The organism is Paenibacillus sp. J31R34 (assembly GCF_059383715.1).
Map to the genome: position 1 here is coordinate 172519 of NZ_JBXENU010000006.1, position 19444 is coordinate 191962.

At 52.9% G+C, this 19444-nt stretch carries 15 protein-coding genes and 2 riboswitches; of the genes, 4 read left to right on the plus strand and 11 right to left on the minus strand.

Annotated elements, in window-relative coordinates:
• Window positions 1-165: 165 nt before the first annotated feature.
• Window positions 166-2034: an LTA synthase family protein gene (locus AC50YG_RS17970; RefSeq protein ID WP_494828306.1), complete on the plus strand. Its 1869-nt coding sequence runs from the start codon at window positions 166-168 to the stop codon at window positions 2032-2034.
• Between the two features lie 109 nt (window positions 2035-2143).
• On the opposite strand, the gene bcp is transcribed toward AC50YG_RS17970, so the two are convergent.
• The 11 genes from bcp to AC50YG_RS18025 form a co-directional block, all read right to left on the minus strand.
• Window positions 2144-2611, minus strand: coding sequence for a thioredoxin-dependent thiol peroxidase (bcp, locus tag AC50YG_RS17975; protein WP_494828308.1), 468 nt, complete (start codon window positions 2609-2611; stop codon window positions 2144-2146).
• Window positions 2612-2675: 64 nt separating this feature from the next.
• Window positions 2676-3737, minus strand: a complete 1062-nt coding sequence (locus tag AC50YG_RS17980; protein ID WP_494828310.1) for an asparaginase — start codon at window positions 3735-3737, stop codon at window positions 2676-2678.
• Between the two features lie 128 nt (window positions 3738-3865).
• Window positions 3866-4444, minus strand: coding sequence for a ferric reductase-like transmembrane domain-containing protein (locus tag AC50YG_RS17985; protein ID WP_494828312.1), 579 nt, complete (start codon window positions 4442-4444; stop codon window positions 3866-3868).
• Window positions 4441-5523, minus strand: a complete 1083-nt coding sequence (locus tag AC50YG_RS17990) for an FAD:protein FMN transferase (RefSeq protein ID WP_494828314.1) — start codon at window positions 5521-5523, stop codon at window positions 4441-4443. The genes AC50YG_RS17985 and AC50YG_RS17990 overlap by 4 nt, the downstream gene beginning before the upstream one ends.
• Before the next feature lie 2 nt (window positions 5524-5525).
• Window positions 5526-5912: a hypothetical protein gene (locus AC50YG_RS17995; RefSeq protein ID WP_494828316.1), complete on the minus strand. Its 387-nt coding sequence runs from the start codon at window positions 5910-5912 to the stop codon at window positions 5526-5528.
• Window positions 5913-6084: 172 nt separating this feature from the next.
• On the minus strand, window positions 6085-7104 hold the full coding sequence (mglC, locus tag AC50YG_RS18000) for a galactose/methyl galactoside ABC transporter permease MglC (protein WP_338553525.1): 1020 nt from the start codon (window positions 7102-7104) through the stop codon (window positions 6085-6087).
• A gap of 33 nt (window positions 7105-7137) precedes the next feature.
• Complete coding sequence (locus AC50YG_RS18005) at window positions 7138-8649, minus strand: sugar ABC transporter ATP-binding protein (RefSeq protein WP_494828318.1); 1512 nt, start codon at window positions 8647-8649, stop codon at window positions 7138-7140.
• Between the two features lie 146 nt (window positions 8650-8795).
• Entirely contained in the window at window positions 8796-9824 is a 1029-nt protein-coding gene (locus tag AC50YG_RS18010; RefSeq protein ID WP_494828320.1) for a galactose ABC transporter substrate-binding protein, read from the minus strand.
• 135 nt (window positions 9825-9959) lie between these two features.
• Window positions 9960-10958, minus strand: coding sequence for a substrate-binding domain-containing protein (locus AC50YG_RS18015; RefSeq protein ID WP_494828322.1), 999 nt, complete (start codon window positions 10956-10958; stop codon window positions 9960-9962).
• A complete protein-coding gene (locus AC50YG_RS18020) occupies window positions 10955-12745 on the minus strand; it encodes a cache domain-containing sensor histidine kinase (protein WP_494828324.1) in 1791 nt (596 codons plus the stop codon). Before AC50YG_RS18020 ends, AC50YG_RS18015 begins: the two co-directional genes overlap by 4 nt.
• A complete protein-coding gene (locus AC50YG_RS18025; RefSeq protein WP_494828326.1) occupies window positions 12742-14397 on the minus strand; it encodes a response regulator in 1656 nt (551 codons plus the stop codon). Before AC50YG_RS18025 ends, AC50YG_RS18020 begins: the two co-directional genes overlap by 4 nt.
• A 374-nt stretch (window positions 14398-14771) precedes the next feature.
• Window positions 14772-14972: riboswitch (cyclic di-AMP (ydaO/yuaA leader) on the plus strand.
• Between the two features lie 107 nt (window positions 14973-15079).
• Window positions 15080-15269, plus strand: a riboswitch (cyclic di-AMP (ydaO/yuaA leader).
• Window positions 15270-15523: 254 nt separating this feature from the next.
• Between AC50YG_RS18025 and kdpF the strand changes: the two genes are divergently transcribed.
• The 3 genes from kdpF to kdpB are packed head-to-tail and all read left to right on the plus strand — an operon-like array spanning window position 15524 to window position 19381.
• Window positions 15524-15601 carry a K(+)-transporting ATPase subunit F gene (kdpF, locus tag AC50YG_RS18030; RefSeq protein ID WP_081418871.1) on the plus strand — a complete coding sequence of 26 codons (78 nt, stop codon included), beginning with the start codon at window positions 15524-15526 and terminating at the stop codon, window positions 15599-15601.
• Window positions 15602-15645: 44 nt separating this feature from the next.
• A complete protein-coding gene (gene kdpA / locus AC50YG_RS18035; RefSeq protein ID WP_494828328.1) occupies window positions 15646-17325 on the plus strand; it encodes a potassium-transporting ATPase subunit KdpA in 1680 nt (559 codons plus the stop codon).
• Window positions 17326-17347: 22 nt separating this feature from the next.
• The gene (gene kdpB, locus AC50YG_RS18040) at window positions 17348-19381 is read left to right on the plus strand and encodes a potassium-transporting ATPase subunit KdpB (RefSeq protein ID WP_494828330.1); all 2034 of its coding nucleotides are present in this window, start codon (window positions 17348-17350) and stop codon (window positions 19379-19381) included.
• Window positions 19382-19444 lie beyond the last annotated feature (63 nt).

Below are 19444 nucleotides of genomic sequence, written 5' to 3' on the forward strand. Positions count from 1 at the left end.
GAAATTCCCAATGTAATTTTTGTGAGCCTGTTTCGCGAAAACGCGGCATAGGGTTATTTTTGCATTTTGACATTCTACTATGGGAAGAGGCATAATTAAGTATGAATTTATCGTAAATTTACGAGGAACTCGGCCCTTACTTGTCGAGGAAAGGTAGGAGATATTTTGACTTTATCTGCACCAAAACGTCTATTCAGCACCAGACCTATCATTGCTTTCTCCATTATTGTTCTTTTCAAAAGCTATCTCACGTGGATGGTTGTATTTGGAAGCCCGTCGTGGAGCACCCTGTTCAAGGAGGTTCCATTTGCCTTAGTCGTCTTTTGTCTTATTGAATGGTTCGCAACGAAACGCAAGCTTACTTATTATTTAACAGCCAATTTACTAATAACGGCCATCCTCTTTGCTGTGCTGATGTACTATAAATATTACGGCGTCATCGTCACCACCTCTGCCTTAAAGCAGGTCAATCAGGTAACGGCGGTCAGCAACAGCGTATTTTCACTGATGGACCCGTATTATTTACTCGTCTTTATCGATGTGATCCTTATGTTTTATTTTCTCATGCGCAAGCAGAAGGCGCAGTATTGGAAAACCGCCAGCCAGACTCGCTTAAGCAAAAGGATGTTAACAAGCGTTTTCGCGGTATCGCTCGGCCTGTGCTTGTTTAACATTTTGCCGAATAGTGCCAGCATGAACGAGATTGTGAAAGCCGAGCAAATGGGCATTCTGAATTATGAGGCCTATACGATTTTTGGCAAAAAAGAACCGGAGCTTGTCGATTCCTCCACGATTACGCAGGAGAAGATCAACAGCCTCAAGACGCTGGAGCCGGTCGCCACGCCGCAGCTGCAAGGCGCCGCCAAGGGCAAAAACCTGATTATTATCCAGCTGGAATCATTCCAAAACTTCCTCATTGGCCTTCATATTGACGGCAAGGAAATTACGCCGAACATGAATAAGCTGGCGAAGGACAACTATTATTTCAAGCATTTCTACCAAGGCGTGGGACAAGGCAATACGTCCGATGCTGAATTCATTGTAAACACGTCCTATTATATTCCGCCAAATGGCGCCGCTACCCAAGTCTATGCTGGCAAGGTACTGCCGAGCCTGCCGCGCGTTTTGACGGAAAACGGCTATGATACAGCGACGTTCCATACGAATGTCGTGGAGTTTTGGAACCGCGGCGAGCTTTATCAGGCGCTTGGCTTCAATCGCTATTATGATAAAGCGTTTTTCGGTGAGGATGATACGGTATTTTTTGGCGCTTCCGATGAGGTGCTTTATAAGAAAACAGCGGCAGAGCTTGCGAAAATGGACAGCAAGGACCAGCCCTTTTATGCCCAAGTCATTTCGATGACCGCTCACCACCCCTTCACGATACCGGATACGAAGTATCAAATGGAGCTGCCTGAGCGCTACGAGGGCACGTTCGTCGGCGACTACATTCGCGCCCAGAACTATGCGGATTACGTGCTTGGTGAGTTTATTGACGATCTCAAGCAGCGCGGCCTCTGGGATGACAGCCTAATCGTGCTATACGGCGATCATCTGGGCTTGCCAATTTATTCGCTGGATCGCGATGATAAAGAGTTAATGGCGGAAATTTACGGCTATGAGTACAGCTATACCGATATGATTAATATTCCGCTTGTTATTGCTTCACCTGGCATTACCTCGCCTAAAGAGTTTGATCAGCTAGGCGGGCAGGTTGATTTGCTGCCGACGATTTCGAACTTGCTTGGCGTTTCGCTGGATAAACAAATTCATTTTGGCCAAGATTTGTTGAACAGCACCTCATATAACCTGCTGCCACAGCGCTACTATTTGCCGACGGGCTCCTTCGTCAGCAGCAAGGAGCTGTTCCTTTCCGGCAGCGGCTACGATGATGGCACCCATCACCCGCTGGCAGGCGATGGCATGGAAAGCGCCAAGGAAGCAACCGAGGATGAATACAACCGCGCGCTGGAACTGCTCCAGCTCTCCGACAGCTACGTTAGCCAGCTGCCAGACCGCGAACCGCAGAACTGACGCAAACAAGCGGCAGGCAAGGCCCAAGCGTAATGCTCGGGTCCTGCCTGCCGCTTTATTTTTCACAAAATCGCTTGTCATCTATCATGCTGTCTGCCTACTGCACCTATTAGGCCTGCTTCGCTGCCTCCAGCACTTCTTGCACATGGCCTTCAACGACGACGCTGCGCCATTCTTTCGCCAGCTTGCCCTCTTCGTCGATCAGAAAGGTTGAACGCTCAATGCCCATAGACTCCTCGCCATTGCGGCTGCGCAGCTTCCATACGCCAAACTGCTCAGCAACCTGATTAGCGGTATCCGAGAGCAGCAAGAATGGCAGCTCATGAGCCGCTATAAACTGATCATGCGACGCCAGATCATCTGGGCTGATGCCAATGACTTCGGTATTGAACGTTTTGAATTGACCATTGTAATCTCTAAAATCGCAGGATTCCGTCGTACAGCCCGGCGTCATATCCCGCGGGTAAAAATATATGACCAGCTTCTTGCCTTTATAGTCCTGCAGCGATACGTCCGTACCATTCGAGGCTGGCAATGTAAAATTCTCAACCTGTTGTCCAATTTGCACTTGCGTCATGTCCAATCAGCTCCTTTGTAATGGATATTGCACCTTGCTTACTCAAACAACGATAGCATGTCCATCAGCGGGATGCCACAAACTCATAGAAAAGCGGGGTGTTCATGACAAACTCGTGAATTTGATGCTTATCATTATAAATGGAATAAGCAAGCGTCAGCTTCATAAGCGCTGCATCCACCGACATATTTTCGATAAAGGCTACTCCCGCCTGCTGCAGGGCAACCGACGACGCGTAAAGCGTCTCCGAGCTGTCCTTGAGCGGACACAAATACAAGTCTACGCTATGCTTGGCGCAATAGCCGGCAAAAGCAAGCAGGGAATGGCGCTCGCTCCCACTCGTGTTCGCCGTGCCGGAGTGGAACAGATCGTGAACGACGGCCTTCGGCGCTTTTTGCCCAAAATCAAAATAGTCATAGGTCATGCCCAAAAACGGCTTCACATACAGCAGACCCGATTGCAGCTTATCCTTCCCAGCGGTGAACGGGCTCGGAGCAGGCTTGCGAGAGCGAAGCTCCTGCGGAGATGGGTTGTAGGGATGCTCATTTACGATCAGCTTGCCCTCGCTCATCATGCCGTAATGCACGTCATACGGGCATTCCAATTGGTCAGTGAATGACACCGCCTGCGTTACGCGTGTACCCAAATACACGATAGCCTCGCCTGCACTGTTTTCATAGACGACGTAGACCCCCTTCAGCTTCTCGCCATCTATAAATTCAACGGCTGAGGCAAAGTTCCGCAGTCCATTGCTGCGCGGATCGCCAAGCGGGTAGTTGCTCGCCACCAGCACAATCGGAATGGAACTATCACAAAAAATATAGCTCAGCATTGCAGCCGAATAAGCCAGCGTATCCGAGCCATGGGTGACGATAATGCCGTCATAGCGGGATAGGTCTGTGCTGCGGATCGTTTCAATCAACACATTCCAATCATCCGGCACTACGTTTTCGCTAAGAATATTTAGCGGCTGAACGCATTCCAGCTTTACAGACTTGCGGTAACGGGGGCCCGATTGATAGCCTTCTATGATTGCATAGGAGCCTGCTTCGCGCACGCTAATCGCTCCCGCGCCAGATTTGCTGCCAATCGTCCCTCCCGTGAAAATAACAAGAAGATTGCTCACTTGGTTTCCTCCATATCCAGCGGCTTTGAAGAACACCCTTCGCACCAGCCGCCTGTTCATACCAATTCCCATTCATTCTACTATCTTCTCCGCAAGCTGTCTAAACCTATACGGGGCTGCTAGAAAAATTACCCGCCCTTCGCCGCGACACCCCGATTTTTCACAGCGCCTGGCTTTTTCTTGACGATTGCCCGACCCAGAAGCAGGCCAACGGTTACGATTAACGTCGCGCCATACATGAATTGCACGAGGCCAAGCTGTGTATCCGTCCCAGCCAGAATGCCATGAAACAGGGCCAGCAAATAGATCGGATAAGCTAGCATATGAATAACGAGCCACACTTTGCGTTTCAGCTTCGGCCTTAGATCCGAGGTCAAAATGAGTATCAGCATGCCGTAAAGCGCAAGTGTGCCTATGCCATAGACGACCGGATGATCGTGTGCGGTAAAAGGAATCAGCAGCTCGCTCCATGTAAATGGCGTATACGTATCGATGACGAGCACTGCCATGTGCAGCAGCGCCAGCAGCGTTCCTCCATTCGTGAAGCGGATATGCCAATTGTAGACGCGGGCTTTGCTTGGCCCTTTCACAAACGGATAGCTGTACAGCATGCCCAGCGACATGCCGACGAACAGCATTAAATAAGAGCCAATACCCAGCACCCGTGTCATTTGCCATGTCGGCCAGCTTAAAATCCATTCTGTCATGCTGATTCCTCCTTTTCGCGTTCGATCATGCTTTCAAGCTCGCTTTTAATCCTGCTTTCGCTGCCGTTTCTGGTCTCAGCTGTCTCCTTCGCGGTTGCTGCTCTATGCAGCTGCTGCGGGATATGCCACTCCAAGCCAAGCTTGCGGCTTTTTCCATGCTTCACAATCTCTCCATTGCTCATAAAAATAACGGCTTCAAAGTCTCGCGCATGCTCGTCCATCAGCCGGATACCCTTGTCAAGGCCGCCGATGCACAGCGATTTCGCCCATATTTCACAGGCGACGGCATCAGGGCCCGCAACTGCTGCCTGAACAACGTTACTGACGCTTGGCTGCATCGTCAGCGGATCGATCAAATGATGGGCGCTTCTGCCACCCGCCTCCCAGCGTCTGCCCAGAGTGCCCGAGGTCGCAACTGCGCCGTTAGCCAGCAGCAGCTCCCCGATTGCAGCTCCAGCTTCCCATGGATGCTGGAGCTCAATAATCGCTGGCTGCGCGGCTTCGTTCCCGCTGTTCCACGCATACAGATCGCCGCCCGCATTGACGATGCCTGCCGGAACCCTTCTGCTGCGCCTCAGCCAATCGGCGAGCTTCTGCACCGCCCAGCTCTTCGCGATGCCGCCCGCATCGAGCCCTGTTCCTTCGGCGAGCTTCACCGCCTTCATGCCATAGTCCAGCTCCAGCTCGCCAGCCGGGCTCAGCTTCCGACGCTCCGCACCGCCCGCATTCGCCTGAAACGTCTCCGCGTGCTCGAAGGACTGCGAATAACCGGACGCCTCCAGCCCCGGCAGTATTCGCAGGTCGAACACCCCCTCCGTTAGAGCGCGATAGTGCTCCGCCGCTACAATAACCTCAAACAGCCAGTCCGACACGACAACCCAGCTGCCTGCCGAGCGGCCAAGCCTGCGCCATTCGCTATCCGGGCGGAAGCGGCTAAATCGCTGCTCTACCACTTCGAACCAGTCGCGAGCGCGGTCGGCATAAAAGGCCGTTGTGCGGCGATCATCCGCAGCATAATCCAGCAAAATTTCGACATTCGTGTTCATCGCCCGAAACCGTATCGTCCCCCGCCCGCTCATGATTAGGACCTGCCTGACTGCGAGCGCATGCTGCCCGAGCTGCTGGAGCTGCCGCTTCCACTGCTGCTCCGGCTGTCTACGCTGCCGCGGCTTTCTGAGCGGGAACTATCCGCTCCACTTTCGCTGGAGCTGTCTGACCAGCTGCTGCCGCTGCTTCCATCATTCCAATCCGAGCTGCCGCTCTCGCCGGGCCCCGTGGACAACCATTGGTCCACCTTATCCTGCTGATCGCCCTGCTGCTCCGTTCCAGAGGCCGCGCTGCCTCCAGCCGCCGCCGTTTGCGCTGCCTGAAAAGCTGCTGTATTTTGCACCGTACTGAATAATATAAAAATGCCCGCCGCACTTGCGGCACCAAGCTGCCATTTTAACCATTTCGAATTTCCACTCATCCTGCTCCACCTACCCTACTCGTTGTAGTTTAGCTAAGTATAGGGAGGCAAGATGAAGGCAGTGTTAAACGAATCTGAAGAAATGCTAAAAGAAGCCCTACTCTACGATGCCTACTTCACCTGTATATAACAGAAAAGAATGCGGCCCTAGGACCACATTCTTTACCTGCCTCTATTTCTTCGCCACATACTTGCGAATATCGAAAGCAACCGCAGCGACAATAATCATCCCTTTAATAATGAGCTGCCAGTACGGGCTTACGCCGACAAAGGTCAGACCGTAGTTGATGACGCTGAAAATGAGCACTCCAGCGAGAATACCTCGCACGCGCCCGACACCACCCGCCGTCGATACGCCACCGACGACGCAGGCCGCAATCGCATCCAGCTCGTACATATTTCCGTAGTTGTTCGTAGCTCCCCCAGTGCGGGCAGCCTCCAGCACGCCTGCCAGTCCATAAAGCGCGCCCGCAATCGCATAAATATAAATCAAATTCCGCGATACATTAATACCCGATACATTAGCCGCTTGGATATTGCCGCCGATGGCGTACATATTTTTGCCCAGACGTGTGTTGTTGAAAATAACCCAGACGATAAACGAGACGACAATCGCTATAATGACGATATACGGGATCGAATAGGTGCCGTTCGGCCCGATATACCCGGTCCCCAGCTTGCTGAATTCCTTGCTTAAGCCTCCAATTGGCTGCGACTGATTCGGCTTCATATCGAAGTAAAATGAGTTTACGCCGTATACGATAACCATTGAGCCGAGCGTTGCAATGAACGGCGGAACATGAAATTTTGCAACAATAATGCCGTTAATCAAGCCAAAAATCAAACCGACGACAATCGCCAGTATAATCGGCACAATAATTGGCAGCTCCGGCAGATTAGGGAAAAACTTGCGCGGATAATCCGACATTTGCAGCATCGATGCCGAGACAACGGCGCTCAAGCCAACAATCCGCCCAGCCGATAAATCCGTTCCTCCCGTAATGAGCACGAACGCTACGCCTAAAGCGATAATGACCCGCGTTGACGATTGCAGTAAAATATCCCGCAGCGTCGTAATGCCGATAAAATTAGGGTCGGCTACAGCTATGCCGACGATAAGCAAAACCAATATAATATAGATCGCATTTTGGGAGAAAAAATGCTTAACTCCCTTTGCCTCCAGTGCATTCATCGTATTCACTCCTCCAAGTTGTCCTGCCCGCCATTATTGTGCGGCAAGCCGCATAATTTCTTCTTCCGTCGCCGCTTTGCCGTCCACGATGCCAGATATGCGTCCCTCCCGCATGACGATGATGCGGTCGGACATGCCGATCAGCTCCGGCATTTCGGAGGATATCATAATAATGCTTTTGCCCTGCCTTGCAAGCTCGATCATGAACGAATAAATTTCGTATTTCGCTCCAATATCAATGCCGCGCGTCGGTTCGTCCAGCAGCAGCACCTCCGGATCGGTCAGCAGCCATCTGGCGAGCAGCACCTTCTGCTGGTTGCCGCCGGACAGGTTGCGAATCAGCTGCTTGGTCGATGGCGTTTTGACCCGAAACTTCTCTACGCTTTGCTGCGACACTTCGCCAATCCGACCATTGCTGATTAAGCCATAAGGCGTCTTGAACCTGCTTAAATTCGCAATAACCGTATTTTCCGCAATCGTCAGCACAGGAAAAATCCCGGTAACCCGCCGCTCCTCCGTGAGAAGCGCGATGCCTTGGCGAATGGCGTCAGACGGCGCCTTCACTTTGATTTTTTTGCCACGCAGATGGATGCTGCCCTGCTTAAGCGCCCGCATGCCAAACAGCGCCTCAATGACCTCGGTCCGCTGTGCTCCTACAAGCCCGCCTAACCCCAAAATTTCGCCCTTGCGCAGCTCGAACGAAACATCCTTAAACGAATGCGGATGCACCGAAGTTAGGCCCTCTGCCCGCAGCAGCACCTCGCCCGGCACGTTCGTCCGCTCCGGGTAACGATTCGATAAGTCCCTGCCCACCATACGGGTAATGATTTTATCGATCGTCAGCTCCTTCGCTTCCCAAGTGCCGACATGCTTGCCATCGCGCATAATCGTTACATCATCTGAAATACGCAGTATCTCTTCCATTTTGTGGGATATATAAATGATCGATACACCGCGCCGCCGCAGCTCATTAATAATGCGGAACAGCTGCTCCACTTCATTGCCCGTGAGCGAGGAGGTCGGTTCGTCCATGACGATAACCTTCGAGTGAAACGATACCGCTTTGGCGATTTCCAGCGATTGAATTTTCGATACGGACAGGTCGCCTACCTTTTGTTTCGGATGAATATCCATCTCCAGATCTTTGAGCAGCTTCACCGTATCCTCCTGCATTTTGCGGTGGTCGATGAATTGCAAGGGCCCCAGACCTCTGGTCGGGAATCGCCCGAGCCAGATATTTTCCATGACATCGCGCTGCGGCACCGGGTTCAGCTCCTGATGAATCATCGACACCCCGAGGGCCAATGCGTCCTTCGAGCTGTTGATTTGCACGAGCTTCCCACCGAGCATAATCTCGCCGCCATCGGGCTTGTAAATGCCGAACAGACATTTCATCAGCGTCGATTTCCCTGCACCATTTTCACCCATTAAGGCATGTACCGTACCGGGGCGCAGCTTCAGCGTCACATCGTCGAGCGCCTTCACGCCGGGAAAAGATTTGGAGATGTTATTCATCTCTAGCACATAAGCCGGATGCTCTGGCATTTATGCAACACCCCTTTACATACAATTAAGTTAAAATTATCAAGTTATTAGTCAGAAAAAGAGCAAGGGCAGCGCCAGCCTAAATGATTCCCTTGCTCTCCTTATCCGCTAACCACCGCCACCCCCGCAGGCAGCCGGCTTAGCGATTATTTCAGCACTTCATCCTTGTTCGCGCTCGTTACCTTCTGGTACGGAATCCACACGTATTTCCCGTCGGTAATTTCGAAGCCTGTGTTATCCTTGCTTGGCGTCTCGCCAGCAGCCAGTACGCTTGACAGCTCCACCGTCGCCTTGCCTTGGTTAACCGCATCGTTGAGCACTGTGCCGAGCAGCGTACCTTCATCCAACGCCTGAATGGCAGGAGCGGTAGCATCTACGCCGACAACCGGAATATATTTATCGCCTGTAAAATAGCCCGCTGCCTTCAGCGCTTCAATTGCACCGAGCGCCATATCATCGTTGTTGGCGAGGACGGCTTCGATTTTATCGCCATGGGAAGCGATGAACGCGGCCATTTTTTCCTGGCCTTTTACGCGGTCCCACATCGCTGTATCCTCCGCCAGCTTCTCGACCTTAATGCCTGCATCCTCAATCGCCTGCACGGAAAACTTCGTCCGCAGCTCGGCATCCTGATGGCCCGGCTCGCCTTTGAGCATGACGTATTGCAGCACGCCGTCGCCGTTCTTATCCGCTTCCGGATGCGCTTTCCAGTAATCAACGATGAGATCCCCGGACATCGTGCCCGATTCCTCTGCCTTCGCTCCAACAAAATACACCTTATCCCATTTCGCCATATCATCCGCCAGCGGCTCGCGGTTAACGAACACGACCGGAATATCCGCGGCTTTGCCTTTATCAATAATGACGCCGGCTGCTGTGCGGTCTACCGGGTTAATGATCATCGATTTGACCTTCTTGGTGATAAATAGGTCAACCTTGTCATTTTGCGTCGGCTGTGAGTTTTGGCTGTCTACGATATCCACCTGCACTTTGCCTGCCGCCGCTTCCGTAATCGCGTTGCGGACGCCCGTCATGAACGTATCGTCGAACTTGTAAATCGCCACCCCAACCTTCGGCTGGTCGCCGCCAGTTCCCCCTGTGTTACCGTTTGATGCCGAGCAGCCTGCCGCTACCGTCAATGCGCCGATCAGCAGCGCAGCTGTTACCTTTTTCATTTCATCATGACCTCCCCGATTTTTGGTTCATGCTGATGAGCCTGTGCAGCTCTGTTTCTCTTTCGTGTCCTCATTATGGCTGAAACGGGGCCGGAAACGAATGTAAAATCCTCATCATTTTTATTAAAATCCTCCTTACTTCTGGATAAAGGGAAACAGCACCCGCTGATTTTCAGGCCAAAATAAATTGGCGCCATTGATCAGCTTGGTCTCCATTGCAACGTGGGACGGCACTTCCTCGCCTCTGAGCGCCAACACGGCATTTTTGATGCCCAGATAACCGATGCTGAATGGATTTTGCACTAGAACCACCTGCAACTGATCCTCCTGCAGCAGTTCAAGCAGCTCCATCGAGCTGTCGAAGGCGATAATTTTCACTTTACCGCCGCCAAGTCCCTGCTGCTTGATTTCCAGCGCGGCAGCAACAGCCGCCTGCACATTAAGCGCCAAAAAACCATCCACCTGCTGCTTGTTCAGCAAACTGCTGACAACGCTCCGGCAGTCTTTATTCCGCTCCACGCATGGCTCACTGCCAATTACCGTCATCCCGCTCTCCTCAGCCAGCGCCTCCCGAATGCCCGCCTCGCGGCTCTTCTGATTGTTATCATCCGAGCCATCCGTCAACAGAGCTACGCTGCCCTTGCCGGCAAGCAGTTCAACCATTTTGAGCGCGGCAGCGCGTCCAGCCTGATGATGGTCAATCGTAATGATGGAGCTAATACCGCCGGTATCCGTCTCCGTATCAATGGCGACTAGAGGCAGTCTCGCCGCTCCCCCCGCCTGTACAATGCCCGCAATGACCTCATCATTGCCTGCGGCGAACACGACTGCGTCGGGATGATGTACCATCGCCAGCTTCGCCGTCTCAAGCTGCTGCTCCGGGCTGCCCAGCTGCTCCGGTGCGGAAATATGCAGCGTCACATTGAACTCCTTCGATGCGGCTTCGGCGCCCATGACGACGGAGTTCCAGTAGTCGCCGTCCAGCCGCTTGAGCAGCAGGCTGATGTCGATATTTTCACGCTGAATGGCGCTGTCCTCTGCCCGATGCATGGTGCAAGAGCCCAGCAGCAGAGAAGCAACTATAGCCGCAATGCACAGCATTGCGATCCTTCCCAACCTGCGGTTTACGCTCATCCTTCCTCCCCCCTTCCTTCAGCCTCAACATCCGCCGGCTTGAATGGAAACCGGATCGTCACCGTCGTTCCCTCCTCCAGCTCGCTCTCAAACTGCAGGCCATACGGCTCGCCGTAAAATAACCGAATCCGCTCATGCACGTTGCGCACACCAACGCCGGAGCCTGCGCCGGATGCCACGCTGGATGCAGGACTCGGCTTGGTTGTCCCGCCAGCCTCTGCCGTGAGCAGCGCAGCCAGCTGCTCGCCACTCATCCCGAGCCCATTGTCGCTTACCTGCAGGCAAACTTGCCCGGCTTCGATCCATGCCCGCACCGTAATTAACCCTTTATCGACGGATGGCTCAATGCCGTGCATAATGGCATTTTCCAGCAGCGGCTGCAAAATCAGCTTGAGCGACAAGCTAGGCAGCGCAGCCTCTTCCACGTCAAACAAATAATCGAATTTATTTTTGAAGCGGATATTCTGAATGATGAGGTAGTTCCTCGCATGCTCCAGCTCGCTCGCCAGCGGAATCATTGGCTTGCCTTTGCTAAGGCTGATGCGGAACAGCTTGGACAAGGATGTAATCGTCGTCACCACCTCCTCATTGCGGTTCATGCCGACCATGCGTACGACCGTATTGAGCGTATTGTATAGAAAATGCGGATTTATTTGCGATTGCAGCGCCTCAAACTCATATTTGCGCTTCGCCTCCTGCTCCACGACAATTTGCTGCATCAGCTCGCGAATTCGCGCTACCATCAGATTAAAGCGTGTGGATAGCTGCTCCACCTCCAGCGGACCGCGAATGGCGGTCATCGTATGGAAGTCGCCGCGCTCGACATTTTTCATCGACTTCTCCAGCTGCCGGATCGGACGGGCAATAATGCGCGAAATGAGCCACGACATCGCAATGACAAATACGAGCAAAAGCAGCAGCAGATTCAGCAAATAGTCGTTCAGCTCGCGCTTTGTCGTAATCATTTCGTCGGTGAAGGACACCCCGACCACCTTCCAGCCGATGTTGCCGATCGTCTGCACCGTAATCATTTTATCCTCGTCTCCAGATTCGTCATGAAAGCTGCCAAACGTATATTTCAGCGCCTGCTCGACATTTTCGTTTTTCAGACCGGCATAGATGAGCTGCTGCTGCGGATGATACACCATATTGCCCGCGCTCTCATCCACAATGTAGACGTAGCCCTTCTTCCCCAGCACGACCCGCGAGGACAGCTGATTGATTTTGTTAAAATTGACGTCCAGCAGCAGCACGCCATGCTCCGTTTTCCCGCTCCGCGCTACGGTAATGCCCTTGCTAAGCGAGACGACCCATTTGTACTGCATTTTGTACATATTCTGCACATGAGGCAGCGAGTAGCTGAGATGATTCGGCGTTTGCAGCGCGCTTTGGAACCAGCGCTGATTGTAAAGACTCAGATTTTCCTTGAGCGCAACGCCCGGAATGCTCATCATGACCTCGCCGTCATGCCCAATGACCGCCAGCGATACAATTTCTCCCCGAATGCCGATAATCGTATTTAGCTGGCTGCGCAGCTCCTCTTCGTTCACATCGCCGCTGCGGCTGATCGTATCGTGGATAACGCCGTAAATTTCCGACATGCCCTGGATATAATCCTCCAAGTTGTAGCTGACCTGATCGACGACCTGCTGGGTATTGCGCAGCGCATTCGTCTCCGCGGTCTGTGAGAACTTGTTGTACAGCAGCACGCTGACCATCATAATCGCTGCCGCCGAAAAAACCGACAGCGCCACTGAAATGAGAAACTGGATGCTGCGCTTTCTCATGGCGCTTCCGCATTCATCGCCTGATTGCGGTAATCCTTGGCGGAGACGCCGACATTTTTCTTAAAGCATAGGGAAAAATAATTTGGGTCCGAGAAGCCGACCTTCTCGGCAATTTCAAACGTCTTCAGCTCTGTTGCCCGCAGCAGCTCCTTCGCCGCCTCCATCCGCAGCTGAAGCAAATAACCGCCGAAGGTCAGCTTCACTTCCTTCTTGAACAGGCTGCTGAAGTAGCCCGCGCTAATATGCAGATGGCTGCACAGCCGGGCAATCGACAGCTCGCTGTCATGGAAGTTTGCCTTTGTATAATGCACCGCTTCCTCAACCAGCTGCTTGTAGGAGCTTTGCCTGCGGCTGGCGATATGATGGCGAATTTTCTCGCAGAGCGACATATACCAGCTTCTCGTCTCCTCAAGCCCGCTAAGCTGCTGCAGCTCCGCATAAATTTGCAGCTCGTAGCCCGCTATTTCGTACAGGCTCAGCCCCGCTTCCTTCACCAGCTTCATAATCGCCGTCATCATCTCCAGCATGTACAGCTGGTACTCCCGGTAAGCGGCATTAACGCCTTCAATCTCATCAAAAAGCGCGGCCACCAGTTGCTCCAGCTCCTCATGCGTACCTACGCGCAGGCACCGGACGAGCGCCTGCTCCTTGAGCTCGTCGAATTGCAGCTCCTCGACGTAGCGCGTTTCCACATCGTCAATGCAAATGATCCGGTTGCTGCCCACCAAATTATGATAATCCAGCGCCTGCTGCGCCTCCCCGTAGCCCTGCTTCAGCTGCGCGACATCAGGAAGCGTCGAACTGACCCCAATTGTCACTGGAAAACGCAAGTATTTCCGGATATTTTGCAGCATTTCAGCGAGGCCGCCCAGCGTCCGCTCCATTAGCTCCGGGGCGCCTCCTCCCTGTCCAACTGCAAGCAGCGCCACCTGATCCTGATGCAGAAAAACCTTGCCCAGCCCGAGCCGGCCCCACACCTCTTCCGCCACATTGCGAAGGGCAAACAGCTTGAGGTCGAGATCGCTGGAGGCCGCAAGCGAGCTTTCAGCCGTCCGCAGCGGAACGCCGGGAAGCGCTTCCAATACATGCGTGTGCAGCACGGACACAATGTACGCCTCCCCCGCCAAATCGAGCTCATATTTCGCCGCCTTCTCCTCTATCTGCCGCAGCGGAAGCTTGCGGGAGAGGAGTGACGACAGGAACAGCTCTTTTACGACCGGCAGGCTTGTACGATAATGCTCCTGCAGCAGCTGCATATTTTCCCGTTTCTCGCGCTCATCATTCAGCCGCTCCTTCACCTTGTCCATCACCTCAAGCAGCTGCTGCGCGGAAAAAGGCTTTAAAATATACTCATCCACCTGTAGGCCGATTGCCTGCTTGGCATATTCAAATTCATCATAGCCGGAAAAAATAACGATGCGTGTCAGCGGATACGTCTTCCTCGTCCATTCCGCCAGCTCCAAGCCATTCATATACGGCATGCTAATATCCGTCACGACGATGTCCGGCTCCAAACGCTCGATCAGCTCCATCGCTTCCCGGCCGTTCGCCGCCGTATCTACGATTTCAAAGCCATGGCGCTCCCATGCAATTTCCTGCAGCAGTCCGCTGCGCGTCTCTTCTTCATCATCCACCAGCAGCACTTTATACATCGTTTATCCCCCCGCTATTTAAATACGCGGCCGAGCAGCCGCAAAGACCTGATTCTGTCAGCATGCTATTTATCATATTCGTTTCCGTGTTTTCTGGAAAGAGGGGGTGCTTTTAGTAAACAAGCGTAAACGGCTTAAGCCGTCCTCCTGGCGGCAAAGCTACCGTTTCGCGTTGAAATGTAGAGAAAGGATGGAAAAATCATATGCTTTCCTATATTTTAAAAGAAATCACGAGATAAACCGACCCTGCTAAAGATAACTCTCACTGTAAGCGTTTAAAATCAGTCTAATCCGCTGCATTCGCTCTCTTTTGCGGCGTAAGCTTCCTTTACAGCACTCGCGGCGGGGGAGTATGATTCATAACATGATTGAACCTTTTTTGATCGCTGAGTCTTCGCGCATTAGGCGAAGAGCGGGGGAACCAAACGCACTGCAAGTGTCCGATGTGAGAGTCGGAGGCCGGCAGCGCAGGGGTGAATCGTTTGCAGGAGTATCATGAAACTCCAGGCAAATGTAGGGCGACTCTCACCGCCCGAATCCGACAGCTAACCTCGTAAGCGCAGGTGTAGAGAGGAATGGTGAACGATTGTGACCTTGTAAATTAGGCCACAGAGCGTCATACGCCTCTGTGGTTTTTTGTTGTCTTTTTATGAAAATAGCACTCGCAACATCGGCAGATATTTTGTTTCAATCGCTGAGTTCTGCACTGCCGCAGAAACGGGGGAACCATCGACGGCTCTCTGTCGTTGTCCAATGGACGATGGCAGGAAGCGTCACGGGGTGAATCGCAAGGGCACGATAAGTGCCAAGCGTAGGGCGTCTCTCGCGCCCGAATCCGACAGCTAACCTCGCAAGCGTCAACGGGAGAGGCCACACTTACACTAATCGCAGGCGAATCAGGGGCGTATGATGCCCGGATGAAGGAAGCTGCGGGTGAAGAGTCCTCTTTGCCCAAGGCTTCTTTTTTGTTGCCTTTTTTCCAAAATAACTAGGAACAAAACGAAATAAGGAGCGCTGCAGCTATGCTGGATATCGGAATGGCTTTGACCTTAATCGCAGCTTTCGGGCTGATTGCCGGATTTATACGCTGGTGCGATCGGTCCATTAGCGAAACGGAGGAACGGGGATGATTGTCATATTGCTCGTTACAGGAGCTTTGCTGGTGTATCTTGTCTACGCCTTGCTTCATCCGGAGAAATTTTAGCAAATAACGTTTCATCATTCATTGATAGCAAGGGAGGAACAGCTGTGGACGTCCTGCAAATGGCGGTAGTCATCGGTATGATCATGCTGATCGCAAAGCCGCTTGGGCATTATTTATATTCCGTGTTTTCAAACGTTCCGAATCGTACCGACAAGCTGTTTGGACGAGTCGAAGCGGTCATTTATTCCGTGATCGGACTCAAAAATCGCCAAGGCATGACCTGGAAAAAATATGCACTCAGCTTTATTACACTCAATTTCATACTCGTAGCTATTAGCTACGTGCTGCTGCGACTGCAAAGCGGCCTGCCGCTTAATCCGAACGGGATCAGCAGCATGGAGCCTACGCTCGTCCTAAATACGGTCATCAGCTTTATGACCAATACGAATCTCCAGCATTACAGCGGTGAGACGGGGCTGACGTATTTTGCGCAAACGGCGGTCATTACGATGATGATGTTTACATCAGCCGCCACCGGCTTTTCCGTTGCCGTCGCTTTCGTGCGCGGCATTACGAGCAAGGGCGGAACGCTCGGCAACTTTTTCGAGGATTTCGTCAAAGCGCATACGCGGATTTTCTTCCCGCTGGCAATTGTCATTACGCTGCTGCTTGTGGCGCTGCAAGTGCCTCAAACGCTTAGCCCCACCTTGACCGTTACGACGCTAACGGGCGCGGTTCAGCATATCGCCATCGGGCCAGTTGCGTCGCTGGAGTCGATTAAGCATCTTGGCACGAATGGCGGCGGTTTTTTCGGAGCCAACTCCGCCCATCCGTTCGAAAATCCTAGCCCATTGACGAATGTCATTGAGATTTTGTCCATGTGGGCGCTGCCTGCCGCGCTGCCCTTCATGTACGGCCGGTTTGCGAAAAGCAGCAAGCAGGGCTGGGTTATTTTTTCGGCGATGATGGCGCTGTTTCTGATCTTTCTTACGATTTCCTATACCGCTGAAAAAAGCGGCAACCCGCTGATCGCCACGCTCGGCATCGACGCTTCGCAAGGCAGCATGGAGGGCAAGGAGGTACGCTTCGGCATCGCCCAATCCGCGCTGTTCACAACGGTAACAACGGCGGCCACGACCGGCTCGGTCAATTCAATGCACGATACGCTCACTCCGCTTGGCGGACTCGTTCCCCTTGCACAGATGATGCTGAACGTCGTCTTTGGCGGCAAAGGTGTCGGGCTCGTCAATATGCTGATGTATGCGATGCTGACGGTGTTCATTTGCGGGCTCATGGTCGGACGGACACCAGAGTTTCTGGGGCGAAAAATAGAGCCGCGAGAAATGAAGCTGATTGCCATCGCCATTCTCGTGCATCCGTTTATTATTCTCGCGCCAACGGCGGCAGCTTTCCTGACCGATCTGGGGCAAGGCGCTATATCCAATTCCGGATTTCATGGCATTACTCAGGTGCTGTATGAATATACGTCCTCGGCCGCCAACAATGGCTCCGGGTTTGAGGGGCTTGCCGACAATACGCCTTTCTGGAATATAACGACCGGACTCGTGATGTTTTTCGGCAGATATATGTCGATGATTGCGCTGCTGGCTGTAGCCGGCTCACTTAGCCGCAAGCAGTGGGTACCAGAAACGATTGGCACGTTCCGCACGGACAATTCGCTATTTGCGGTTATGCTAATGGGCGTCGTTATTTTGATCGGTGCGCTCACGTTTCTGCCCGTTATTGTCACAGGGCCAATTGCCGAGTTTTTAACGATCCGTTAAAGGGAAATGAGGGGTAAGCGTTATGAATGACCACCGTGCTAAAAAACGATTCACAAGACCGCTTCTGACCGAGGCGCTGAAGATGAGCCTCCTCAAGCTGAATCCGGTTCATATGATAAAAAATCCGGTCATGTTCGTTGTGGAGATTGGAACGCTGATCGTTCTGCTCATGACCGTATTTCCAGGCTACTTCGACTCGCAGGAACGCATCGGCTTCAATTTGACTGTCTTCATTATTTTGCTGTTTACGGTGCTGTTCGCCAATTTTGCCGAGGCGTTAGCAGAAGGCCGCGGCAAAGCGCAGGCCGGCTCGTTGAAAAAATCAAAGCAGGAAATGATGGCGAATAAGCTGCTGGGCGACAGCATTCAAATTGTCCCTTCTACGGAGCTGCGCAAAGGGGATATCGTCATCGTCTCGCAAGGGGAAATGATTCCCGGAGACGGCGAGGTCATTGAAGGCCTTGCTTCCGTCGATGAATCGGCTATTACCGGCGAATCAGCACCCGTCATCAAGGAGGCCGGCGGCGATTTCGACTCCGTGACGGGCGGGACGCGGGTGATCAGCGATCGCATCAAAATGCGAATCACGAGTGAGCCTGGCGAAACGTTTATCGATCGGATGATCGCTCTCGTCGAAGGGGCAAAGCGGCAAAAAACGCCGAATGAAATCGCCCTGAACACGCTGCTCATCAGCCTGACAATTATTTTCCTCATCGTCGTCGTCACGCTTGGTCCAATTGTCGCTTATGTGGGAATCAATCTAGAAATTCCCGTTCTAATCGCCCTGCTCGTCTGCCTCATTCCGACGACGATTGGCGGCCTGCTGTCCGCCATCGGCATTGCGGGCATGGACCGGGTCACCCAGTTCAATGTGCTGGCGATGTCCGGAAAGGCGGTCGAAGCAGCTGGCGACATCAATACGATGATTTTGGATAAAACCGGGACGATCACCTTCGGCAATCGGATGGCTAGCGAAATTAATCCGGTGGGCGCCGCTGGAGCAGATGAAGCAGCGGCATGGGCCGCTATTTCCTCCCTGCAAGATGAAACGCCAGAAGGACGCTCGGTGCTGGAATGGATGAAAAAGCACAACAAAACCTATGATGGCGCGCTTGGCGAAAACGGACAATTCGTTCCTTTTCAGGCCGAGACGCGCATGAGCGGCATCGATTTGGCCGATGGACGGCTCGTGCGCAAAGGAGCCGTTGAAGCGATTCGCGGGTGGGTGCTTGCCCAAGGAGGAGAAATACCCGCTGATCTGGCTCAGGAGACCGAACGGATCGCCAAGGAAGGCGGCACTCCACTTGCCATCGCCGTCGATCAGCACATATTCGGCTTGATTTATTTGAAGGATACGGTCAAGCCGGGCATGAAGGAACGGTTCGACCAACTGCGAGCGATGGGCATCAAAACCATTATGTGTACGGGCGACAATCCGTTTACAGCGGCAACTATCGCTAGAGAAGCAGGCGTTGACGATTTTATTGCCGAAAGCAAGCCGGAGGATAAAATCGCTGTCATCCGCCGCGAGCAGGCGGAAGGCAAGCTGGTCGCCATGACGGGAGACGGAACGAATGATGCGCCCGCACTCGCGCAGGCCGATGTCGGCCTGGCGATGAACAGCGGCACGACGGCCGCCAAGGAAGCTGCCAATATGGTTGATTTGGATTCCGATCCATCTAAAATTATTGAGGTCGTATCGATCGGCAAGCAGCTGCTTATGACGCGCGGTGCGCTCACGACCTTCAGCATTGCCAATGACGTTGCCAAATATTTCGCCATCATTCCAGCGATGTTTATGCTGGCGATTCCGCAAATGCAGGCGCTGAATGTGATGCAGCTCGGCTCGCCGCTGTCGGCGATTTTGTCCGCGCTCATCTTTAATGCGATCATTATTCCGCTGCTCATTCCGCTAGCGTTGAAGGGCGTCACCTACCGTCCGCTCAGCGCCGCCCGCCTACTCAGCCGCAATCTGCTCATTTACGGACTCGGCGGCATGATCGCGCCGTTCATCGGCATCAAGCTCATCGACATGATGGTTCATATTTGGATTTAATGGTGCCCAAATGGGCTGCGGCATTTTAATGAAACGAACTGCTAATTAGAAAGAAGGGAATTG

Bases quoted from the DNA above. Each gene is read 5' to 3' on its own strand.
- bcp (WP_494828308.1), bottom strand. From the start codon at position 2,611: ATGACGCAAGTGCAAATTGGACAACAGGTTGAGAATTTTACATTGCCA.
- AC50YG_RS17985 (WP_494828312.1), bottom strand. From the start codon at position 4,444: ATGACAGAATGGATTTTAAGCTGGCCGACATGGCAAATGACACGGGTG.
- AC50YG_RS17990 (WP_494828314.1), bottom strand. From the start codon at position 5,523: ATGAGCGGGCGGGGGACGATACGGTTTCGGGCGATGAACACGAATGTC.
- AC50YG_RS17995 (WP_494828316.1), bottom strand. From the start codon at position 5,912: ATGAGTGGAAATTCGAAATGGTTAAAATGGCAGCTTGGTGCCGCAAGT.
- mglC (WP_338553525.1), bottom strand. From the start codon at position 7,104: ATGAATGCACTGGAGGCAAAGGGAGTTAAGCATTTTTTCTCCCAAAAT.
- AC50YG_RS18005 (WP_494828318.1), bottom strand. From the start codon at position 8,649: ATGCCAGAGCATCCGGCTTATGTGCTAGAGATGAATAACATCTCCAAA.
- AC50YG_RS18010 (WP_494828320.1), bottom strand. From the start codon at position 9,824: ATGAAAAAGGTAACAGCTGCGCTGCTGATCGGCGCATTGACGGTAGCG.
- AC50YG_RS18015 (WP_494828322.1), bottom strand. From the start codon at position 10,958: ATGAGCGTAAACCGCAGGTTGGGAAGGATCGCAATGCTGTGCATTGCG.
- AC50YG_RS18020 (WP_494828324.1), bottom strand. From the start codon at position 12,745: ATGAGAAAGCGCAGCATCCAGTTTCTCATTTCAGTGGCGCTGTCGGTT.
- AC50YG_RS18025 (WP_494828326.1), bottom strand. From the start codon at position 14,397: ATGTATAAAGTGCTGCTGGTGGATGATGAAGAAGAGACGCGCAGCGGA.
- kdpF (WP_081418871.1), top strand. From the start codon at position 15,524: ATGATTGTCATATTGCTCGTTACAGGAGCTTTGCTGGTGTATCTTGTC.
- kdpB (WP_494828330.1), top strand. From the start codon at position 17,348: ATGAATGACCACCGTGCTAAAAAACGATTCACAAGACCGCTTCTGACC.